Raw genomic sequence first — 7143 nt, 5'->3', positions numbered from 1 at the left:
CGCGCTGGTGGCGGGCCAGCCGCGGCGGTTCGCCGGGTGCTCGTGGATCTCGTCGATGGCCGCCCGCGCGGCGGTCACGGCGTCCTGCACGCCGGGCAGCTCCAGCAGGGGGAGCAACGACTCTTGCGCGTTCACGCCGCCGGACGCTACCCGGTCGGCCGCGGCCGGAGCGCACAACCCGGACCGGGCAAGGGCACCACAAGCACCGCTCGGGATCGAAAACGGCGCGTGCGGGAAATCCCTCAGCAGCAAATCCGCGGCAACGAATTTGGGCCCGACGATGAACCTCCGACGCAGCCGGGCGTCCACCGGACGGAAAACGAAATGCGCATCCCATCCAAGGAGACAACAATGCGCGGCCTCGCCATCGCCGGTTCCATTCTCGCCGCCGGCATTTCCCTGTCCGCCTGCACCGGAATGGTGGACTCCGGAAGTACGAGCATGGCTGCTTCGGCGTCCGGCTCGCACCAGGGCGAAGCGAACCAGATCCCCGGACCGACGAAGAACGACATCGACCAGGGCGGGACCCAAGGCCCCGACGGCGGCTTCTGGGAGGTCTACGCCCGCCAGAGCGACGAGGGATTCGCGGGCGCCGAGGAATCCATGAACACCATCAACGCCTACTTCAACACCGACCCGGCGGAGTTGGTGGGCGCCGACAAGTACGCCAAGGACGTCTACCAGGGCTTCGACTGCCACCTGAGCACCGTGCAGGAAACCGGCGCCCAGGCCGTCGACTGCTTCGACGACCAGAACATCTCGATCATCGCCACGACGCAGGCGGGCTGACCCGCAGCCCCGATCCGTCCGGACGGGTTCCGAGAACCCCGCCCCGGGACACCCGGCAGCGGGAACACGTTCACCGCGCGCGGCCGATTCCGAACCCGCCCGCGGTGTTTCCGGGAATTGCCCGCGACCAACAGCAGCGGGATGCGCGCGGGACGGGTCCGCGCCGCTGACGCGCGGCGAACGGGCGAGCGAGTCGCCGTGGACCGGAAACCGTCGGCAGGCGAACCGATACCGGAAGGCACCCTCCCGGCTGGTGCCTTCCGGTTTCCTGCACGATCCGGTCTCGATAGGCCCATCGCACCCGGAACGCAACGGACAAGTGGATGCAACTTTCGTCACAGCGCACTGCGATGCACGGACGGTAAGCTGCTGATCTCATCGCGTCCGCCACCAGATCGGCCGGACCCGCCCGCGAACCCCTGTCGGCGTGAGCCGGATCGCACTACGGTCTACCCGACACGAAAGGCGCCCCTTGAGCTGGGAGGTTCCCCGCGATGAGTCAGCCCGACGGGCAAAGCAACACCCTGGACAACCTGCTCACCGAGAGCAGGACCTTCCCCCCGCCGCAGGAGTTCGCTGCCGCGGCCAACGCCACGTCGGAGATGTACGACCAGGCCGCGGCCGACCGCGAAGGCTTCTGGGCGAAACAGGCAGAGCACCTGCACTGGGACACCGAGTGGTCGCAGGTGCTGGATTGGTCCGACGCACCGTTCGCGAAGTGGTTCGTCGGCGGCAAGCTCAACGTCGCCTACAACTGCGTGGACCGGCACGTCGACGAGGGCAACGGCGACCGGGTCGCGATCCATTGGGAAGGTGAACCCGGCGACAGCCGCCGGATCACCTACGCGGAGCTGCAGCGCGAGGTCTCCCGCACCGCGAACGCGCTGTCCGAGCTCGGCGTCGGCACCGGTGACCGGGTGGCGATCTACCTGCCGATGCTGCCCGAGGCCGTGTTCTCGATGCTGGCCTGCGCGCGGCTCGGCGCCCTGCACAGCGTCGTGTTCGGCGGCTTCTCCGCCGAGGCGCTGCGCTCCCGGATCAACGACGCGCAGGCGAAGGTCGTCATCACCTGCGACGGCCAGTACCGCCGCGGCAAGGCCGCCCCGCTGAAGGCCAACGTGGACGAGGCCGTGCAGGGCACGCCGAGCATCGAGCACGTGCTCGTGGTCCAGCGCACCGAGTCCGAGGTGCAGTGGGACGACAGCCGGGACAAGTGGTGGCACGACGTGGTCCCCCGGCAGTCCGACAACCACAGCCCGCAGGCGTTCGACTCCGAGCACCCGCTGTTCATCCTCTACACCTCGGGCACCACCGGGAACCCGAAGGGCATCCTGCACACCTCCGGCGGCTACCTCACGCAGGCCGCCTACACGCACCGCAACGTCTTCGACCTGAAGCCGGGGTCGGACGTGTACTGGTGCACCGCCGACATCGGCTGGGTCACCGGGCACACCTACATCGTGTACGGCCCGCTGGCCAACGGCGCTTCGCAGGTGATCTACGAGGGCACCCCGAACACGCCGCACGAGGGCAGGCACTGGGAGATCGTGCAGAAGTACGGCGTTTCGCTGTACTACACGGCGCCGACCACGATCCGCACGTTCATGAAGTGGGGCTCGGAGTTCCCCGCCAAGTACGACCTCTCGACGCTGCGGGTGCTGGGCTCGGTCGGCGAGCCGATCAACCCGGAGGCGTGGATGTGGTACCGCGAGCACATCGGCGGCGGCACCGCGCCGATCGTGGACACCTGGTGGCAGACCGAGACCGGCGCGATCATGATCTCGCCGCTGCCCGGGGTGACCGCCACCAAGCCCGGTTCGGCGCAGGTACCGCTGCCCGGCATCTCGGCGAAGGTGGTCGACGAGTCCGGCGCGGACGTCGGCCCCGGCGGCGGTGGGCTGCTGGTGCTGGACCAGCCGTGGCCGTCGATGCTGCGCGGCATCTGGGGCGATGACCAGCGGTTCAAGGACACCTACTGGTCGAAGTTCGCCGACCTCGGCTACTACTTCGCGGGTGACGGGGCGAAGTACGACGAGGACGGCGACCTCTGGCTGCTGGGCCGGGTGGACGACGTCATGAACGTCTCCGGGCACCGCATCTCCACGACCGAGGTGGAGTCCGCGCTGGTGTCGCACCCGACGGTGGCCGAGGCCGCGGTGGTCGGCGCCAAGGACGCCACGACCGGCGAGGGCATCGTCGCGTTCGTGATCCTGCGCGGCAACGCCGCGGACGAAGCCGGTGGCGAGGCCGCGATGCAGGCGCTGCGCGACCACGTCACCCGCGAGATCGGGCCGCTCGCCAAGCCGCGGCAGATCATGGTCGTGCAGGAGCTGCCGAAGACCCGCTCCGGCAAGATCATGCGCAGGCTGCTGCGGGACGTCGCGGAGAACCGGGAGGTCGGCGACGTGTCCACGCTGGCCGACTCCTCGGTGATGGACCAGATCTCGAAGGGCATCAGCAAGTCCGCGGAGGAGTGATCCGCTGACCCGAGTGCAGGCCCCTTCGCGACCGAGGGGGCCTGCACTCTGCGGTCGGCCGCGAGCTGAAGTGCTGCTGTTAGGGTCTTGCCAGGGTGTGCCGGGAAGTCTGGTCGGCGTGGTGTGACCGCGTACGTCCAGGAGGCCGGCCGATGACCGAACCCGACAACGACCAGTCGCCCCGCGGACGCGTCCGGGCCAGGGCGTTCGACTTCGGGGAGTACCTGCGGACCGAGACGGTCGGCGGCATGGTGCTGCTGGCGGCGACCGCCATCGCGCTGATCGCGGCGAACTCGCCTGCCGGCGGGCTCTACCAGGCGGTGCGCGACTTCCAGCTCGGGCCGCAGGCGCTGCACCTGGACCTGAGCATCGGCGAGTGGGCCAAGGACGGCCTGCTGGCGATCTTCTTCTTCGTCGCGGGCCTGGAGCTCAAACGCGAACTGGTCGTCGGCGAACTCGCCGACCGCAAGCGGGCGCTGTTGCCGGTGCTGGCCGCGCTGGGCGGCATGATCGTGCCCGCAGTGCTCGCCTTCGCGATCGGGCACGGCGCCCCCGGCGCCGGACAGGCGTGGGCGATCCCGGTGGCCACCGACATCGCGTTCGCGCTCGGGGTGCTGTCGCTGACCGGGTCGGGGATGCCGACGGCCGCGCGGGTGTTCCTGCTCAGCCTCGCCGTGGTGGACGACCTCGGGGCGATCGTCGTGATCGCGGTGCTGTTCACGCAGGGGTTGAACCTGCTGGCGCTGCTGGCGGCCGTCGTGCTGTGCGCGGCCTACTGGTTCGCCCAGCACAAGCGGATCAGTACCGCCTACCTCTACGTCCCGCTGGCGCTGGCCACGTGGATCGCGGTGCACAGCAGCGGGATCCACGCCACGATCGCCGGTGTCGCGCTCGGCCTGCTGACCCGCGTCAAGCGCGACCCGGACGAGGACGCCTCGCCGTCGATGCGGCTGGAGCACCGGCTGCAGCCCTGGTCGGCCGGGCTGGTGGTGCCGGTGTTCGCGTTCTTCGCCGCCGGGGTTCCGGTGGACGCCGCAGCGCTCGGCGAGATGTTCCAGGACCGGGTCGCGGTCGCGGTGATGGCCGGACTGTTCGTCGGGAAGTTCATCGGCATCCTCGGCACCTCGTTCGCCGCGGTGAAACTGGGCCTTGCCGCCTCCCCGACCGGCGTGACCTGGCGGGACATGGCGGCGCTGGCGATGCTCGGCGGGGTCGGCTTCACGGTGAGCCTGCTGATCGCCGAACTCTCGCTGGCCGGTGACGCCGCCGAACGCGCCAAGGCCGCCGTGCTGCTCGCCTCCGCCCTCGCCTCCCTCGCCGCATCGGCGATGCTGCTGCGCCGCCGCGGCACGCGGCGAGACGGCGCCTGAGAGGTCGCGCCGAGCGATCACCTCGGCAAATCGAGCTCACCGACGAGCCGAGATCACCCGCCGGTAACACCGAGCGAGTCTCGCTCGGTTGCCGGTCGGGCCGCGTGGCACGATGGCGGGCGTGAACGCCCAGAAGAACCAGCAAGGCAGCAGCGACAGCGCCGCGGCGTCGGCCGTCACGTCCCTCCCGCTGTCCGAGGAGGGCACCGGCGCGGGCGGCGAGCAGTCCGTCGGCACGCTCGTGCGGGACGCGACGACGCACTTGTCGACCCTGGTGCGCGGCGAGATCGAACTCGCCAAGACCGAAATCACCGGTGAGGTCAAGAAGGGCGTCAAGGGCAGCGTCTTCTTCATCCTCGCGCTGGCCGTGCTCGCGTTCAGCATGTTCTTCCTGTTCTTCACGCTCGCCGAAGGGCTGCACGCGCTCGGGATCTGGCGGTGGGCGTCGTTCGGGATCACCTTCCTGCTGATGCTGCTGGTGGCCGGCGTGTTCGGGCTGCTCGGCTACCGGCGGGTGCGCAAGATCCGGGCACCGAAGCGCACCATCGCCACGCTCAAGGACACCAAGCAGCTGGCGCAGCGACGCGGCCAATCCGAGGAACAAGCCATCGAAAGCTAGCCGCTGTTCGGGAAGTGGTCCGGGTCCGCGGGCACCGCAAGCCGTGACTCCGCTCGCTGAACTGAACCCGGCCGCAGCCGACGAAACCGCCCGGTCCCGCACGTGGACCGGGCGGTTTTTCGCGCCCGGGCTCAGCCCGCGGTGCACTCCCCCGTGGACACCGGGGTGTTCAGCGCGGAGGCTTGCGCGACCTCGTCGGACACCTCGTCGGCGGTCAGCGCGAACCCGGTGTCCGGGTCGTCCACGGCCGCGCCGAACACGACGCCGACGACGTCGCCCTCCGCGTCGATCAGCGGACCGCCCGAGTTCCCGCTCTGCACCTTCCCGCGCACCGTGTACACGTCGCGGACCACGGTGTTGCCGTCGTAGATGTCCGGGCCGCGCAGGTTGATCCGCTCGCGCACCCGGCCTGCGGCGGCCGTGTACGGCCCGTCCAGCGGATAGCCGAGCGCGATCGCGTTGCCGCCGGGCGGCACCTCGGAGCGGTCCAACGGCATCGCGTCCGCGTCCAGGTCCGGCACCGACAGCACCGCAACGTCCGTGGACGGGTCGAACAGCACCACTTCCGCGTCGAACTGGCCGCGGCCGACCTCGATCGACACCCGGTCGGTGCCCGCGACGACGTGCGCGTTGGTCATCACCCGGTGCGGCGCGACCACGAAACCGGTGCCCTCCAGCGCCCGCGCGCACGAGGACGCGCGGCCGCGGACCTTCACCACGCTGGTCTGCGCGTTGCGCACCACGTCGCTGGAGGCCAGCGCCGGATCCGGCGGATCGATCGCGGCCACCGGGGTCTGCGAGAACGGTTCCAGCGCGTCCGGGAAGCCGCTGACCCCGAGCATCCGGCGCAGCTCGTCCGGCAACGACTTCACCGCCGCCGGCATCACCGAATCCACCGTGCGCAGCACCGAGGACCGGGTGATCGACGAAGCCAGCCCCGGCATCGCCGAAGCGGACGTGAACGGCAGCGCCACCAGCCACGCCACCACGAACACGGCCGCGCACTGCAGCACCGCGCCGAGCACGTTGTCCACGCCGGTCAGCTTCGCCGAGGTGATCCGGTCGCGCAGCTCCCGCCCGGCCCACATGCCGAACGTCTCGCCGAAGGCCACCAGCAGCACCACGATGCCCACGCCGAACCCGACCCGGGCCGGTTGGCTGTCCAGCCGCTCCAGCAGCAGCGGCGCCACCCGCAACCCCACGATCGCCCCGACGAACACACCGAGGAACGAGAACAGGGCCGTGACCAGGCCGTTGCGCGCGCCGGACACGGCGGCCAGCAACGCCAGCGCCACCACCAGCAGATCGACCCAGTTCACCGAGCTCCCTTCGACGGCCGCCGCCCGCGGCGATCCGAGCGATCACTCAACCCGACCGGAACCGGCATCAGCAAGCCGTCACGAACCGAACCCGGCGTCATCGGCCTCCTCAGCGGCCCGCCACGCCTCGTCCAGGCCCAGCACGTCGTCGCCGTTCCACCGGCGCGACCAGCCGGCCAAGTCCAGCACGCCGGACAGCAGCGCACCGGTGAAGCCCCACACCAGCATCCCGGGCACCAGGAAGGCCGGACTCGGGTGGCGGCTGCTCAACCGCACGTTGATCCGGTTCGCCGGGTCGACCAGCCACGAGATCGGCACCCGCGCCACCGCCCGGGTCTCGCCCGGGTCGACCGGGGCCACCGGCGACGGTTCGCGCCAGTGCGCCAGCACCGGCGTCACCCGGAAACCGCTGTGCGCGACGTGCAGCTCCGGCAGCGTGCCCAGCGTCCGCACGCCCTCCGGGAGCACGCCCACTTCTTCCTGCGCTTCCCGCAGCGCCGCACCGGTCGGGCCGTCGTCGTCCGGATCGATCGAACCTCCGGGGAAGGCGACCTGCCCCGGGTGCGAGT

The 7143-nt window shown here is 70.6% G+C and carries 6 protein-coding genes; 4 read left to right on the top strand and 2 right to left on the bottom strand.

Annotated features, from left to right (window positions below; genetic code table 11):
* Nucleotides 1-351: 351 nt before the first annotated feature.
* The 4 genes from IJH84_RS19690 (at nt 352) to IJH84_RS19675 (ending at nt 5255) form a co-directional block, all read left to right on the top strand.
* Nucleotides 352-789: a hypothetical protein gene (locus IJH84_RS19690; RefSeq protein WP_200068249.1), complete on the top strand. Its 438-nt coding sequence runs from the start codon at nt 352-354 to the stop codon at nt 787-789.
* A 494-nt stretch (nt 790-1283) separates the two neighbouring features.
* Nucleotides 1284-3266, top strand: coding sequence for an acetate--CoA ligase (acs, locus tag IJH84_RS19685; protein WP_295147291.1), 1983 nt, complete (start codon nt 1284-1286; stop codon nt 3264-3266).
* A 152-nt stretch (nt 3267-3418) separates the two neighbouring features.
* Nucleotides 3419-4636, top strand: coding sequence for a Na+/H+ antiporter NhaA (nhaA, locus tag IJH84_RS19680; RefSeq protein WP_200068247.1), 1218 nt, complete (start codon nt 3419-3421; stop codon nt 4634-4636).
* Nucleotides 4637-4748: 112 nt separating this feature from the next.
* On the top strand, nt 4749-5255 hold the full coding sequence (locus IJH84_RS19675) for a phage holin family protein (protein ID WP_200068246.1): 507 nt from the start codon (nt 4749-4751) through the stop codon (nt 5253-5255).
* A gap of 131 nt (nt 5256-5386) precedes the next feature.
* Here IJH84_RS19675 and IJH84_RS19670 read toward each other — a convergent pair whose 3' ends face one another.
* On the bottom strand, nt 5387-6574 hold the full coding sequence (locus IJH84_RS19670; protein ID WP_200068245.1) for a MarP family serine protease: 1188 nt from the start codon (nt 6572-6574) through the stop codon (nt 5387-5389).
* A 78-nt stretch (nt 6575-6652) separates the two neighbouring features.
* A partial coding sequence (locus IJH84_RS19665) for a CoA pyrophosphatase (protein WP_295147284.1) occupies nt 6653-7143 on the bottom strand: 491 nt, incomplete at its 5' end.

Source organism: Saccharopolyspora sp. (genome assembly GCF_017434145.1).
Lineage (GTDB): Bacteria > Actinomycetota > Actinomycetes > Mycobacteriales > Pseudonocardiaceae > Saccharopolyspora_C > Saccharopolyspora_C galaxeae.
Note: the sequence above shows the minus strand (reverse complement) of the source record. Positions and strands in the feature narration are given on the sequence as shown.

What these genes read in the sequence shown, in the direction of transcription:
- acs (WP_295147291.1), top strand. Translation starts at nt 1,284, where the DNA reads ATGAGTCAGCCCGACGGGCAAAGCAACACCCTGGACAACCTGCTCACC.
- IJH84_RS19675 (WP_200068246.1), top strand. Translation starts at nt 4,749, where the DNA reads ATGGCGGGCGTGAACGCCCAGAAGAACCAGCAAGGCAGCAGCGACAGC.
- IJH84_RS19690 (WP_200068249.1), top strand. Translation starts at nt 352, where the DNA reads ATGCGCGGCCTCGCCATCGCCGGTTCCATTCTCGCCGCCGGCATTTCC.
- nhaA (WP_200068247.1), top strand. Translation starts at nt 3,419, where the DNA reads ATGACCGAACCCGACAACGACCAGTCGCCCCGCGGACGCGTCCGGGCC.